This window comes from Corallococcus sp. AB018 (genome assembly GCF_003986945.1).
In the GTDB taxonomy this organism is placed as follows: Bacteria; Myxococcota; Myxococcia; order Myxococcales; family Myxococcaceae; genus Corallococcus; species Corallococcus exiguus.
The window spans coordinates 1-730 of sequence record NZ_RAWR01000470.1; the positions used below are offsets into that span (position 1 = coordinate 1).

Consider the following 730-nt stretch of genomic DNA (forward strand, 5'->3'; position numbering starts at 1 on the left):
GTCCAAGGACGTCCAGTAGCCCGACCTTCCGCCATGCGCCCCGCCCTCCTCCTGCTGCTCGTCGCCGTCTCCGGTCCGTCCTGGGCGGAGGACTCCGCGTCCACGAAGAAGGCGGCGAACGGCGCGACGCCAGCGCCCCAGGCTCCGGCGGCGAAGAAGCCGGCCAAGGCCATCCGCCTGGAGGCCATCAAGGTCGAAGGGCGCATCCAGAAGCCGGAAGCCTTCTATTTCCTCGACCGCTCCAAGCCGAGCTTCGACGACCTGAACCGCACGGAGAGCTTCGTGCCCAAGGTGGTCCAGAGCGTGCAGCAGGACCCGTTCTAGATCCATGGCCCTTCAAACCCGCCCCAAGTTGCTGCGCGTCGGCGTCATCCAGGACGGGCGCATCGTCGAAGAGCACCACCTGCTCCACGACTCCGTCACCATTGGCGATGACGCCCGCAACACCATCGTCATGCCCCCGTCCGAGGCGCGCCCGCCGCGCTTCAAGGTGCTGGAGAACCGCGGCCAGCAGTTCCACCTCATCATCGACGAGCACATGCAGGGCCGCATCAACCTGGGCTCGTCGGACGTGGACTTCGACGCGCTCCGGGAGCAGGGGCTCGCCACCCGCCGCGCGGACGACACCTTCGACCTGCCGCTGCAGGAGAGCGCCCGCGGCAAGGTGGACCTGCCGGACGCCACGCTCTTCTTCCACTTCATCCCCGCGCCCGCACCGGGTTCCACGCCT

The 730-nt window shown here is 68.5% G+C and carries 1 protein-coding gene and 1 pseudogene; both read left to right on the forward strand.

What is annotated here, in order from left to right; translation table 11 throughout:
• Positions 1–33 precede the first annotated feature (33 nt).
• A complete protein-coding gene (locus tag D7Y11_RS42780) occupies positions 34–324 on the forward strand; it encodes a hypothetical protein (RefSeq protein ID WP_120581646.1) in 291 nt (96 codons plus the stop codon).
• A 4-nt stretch (positions 325–328) separates the two neighbouring features.
• A pseudogene (locus D7Y11_RS42785) lies at positions 329–730 on the forward strand (hypothetical protein); the annotation flags it as partial.

Bases quoted from the DNA above. Each gene is read 5' to 3' on its own strand.
- D7Y11_RS42780 (WP_120581646.1), top strand. From the start codon at position 34: ATGCGCCCCGCCCTCCTCCTGCTGCTCGTCGCCGTCTCCGGTCCGTCC.